Origin of the sequence: Chryseobacterium gossypii (genome assembly GCF_041361455.1) — a bacterium.
GTDB lineage: Bacteria > Bacteroidota > Bacteroidia > Flavobacteriales > Weeksellaceae > Chryseobacterium > Chryseobacterium gossypii.
On record NZ_JBGCUR010000083.1, the window covers coordinates 1 to 700 of the forward strand.

At 35.3% G+C, this 700-nt stretch carries 1 protein-coding gene; it reads left to right on the forward strand.

From position 1 onward, the window contains the following. Positions 1–584, forward strand: a 584-nt coding sequence (locus ABMQ40_RS16645; RefSeq protein WP_370901631.1) for a hypothetical protein, incomplete at its 5' end; no start/stop codon positions are given. Between the last annotated feature and the right edge of the window lie 116 nt (positions 585–700).

Genomic DNA, 700 nt, shown 5'->3' on the forward strand with positions numbered 1-700 from the left:
TTTTAAAAGGGAGCAGTTCAGGATGGGGAAGCCAAATACAAAGCCAGTTTAATTCCTATATGAATAGCTGGAATGCGCAAGGTGGATTTAATAATATTTTATCTAATACATCTTTTTTAGCTAATACCGCAATTGGATTGGTTTCTACAGCAAATATTCCAAGAACAGGTGTTTTTAAATATAATGACATATGGCACCAAACTAAAACAAGAGGAACTTCTTTTGCCTGGCAAAACAAATGGAAAAATCCAGGAGCTAAATATTGGCGAGGACAACAAGTAAAAGGTTTCCAGGGAGCAAGAAGTTTAGGGACGAAATTAACAGCTGCTGGAGGTGTCTTGTTAGTAGCAGATGTTGCTATGTCTGGACAGGTTAAACCATCTCACATAATTAATGGAGCTATGTTGGGAGCTTCAATGTCAGGTGTAGGTTCTATAGTTGCTGGAGCTTGGTTTGTAGCAGATATGGGAACAGGTGCAGTTAACTATTTGAGTGGAAATGGTTTTACAACTCTTTCAGATGTAATAGACCAAAGTGAATGGGGTCAAAGTATTACGATAGATATGTATGATGGACTATATTAAAAAATTGGAAATGATAAAAAGCAAGATACATATTAATTGGTATTTATGGTTATTCCTAATGTGAATTAGTCAATACTTAATCTGACAGTTAGGGGTTAAAAATAATTGTCAGTTAT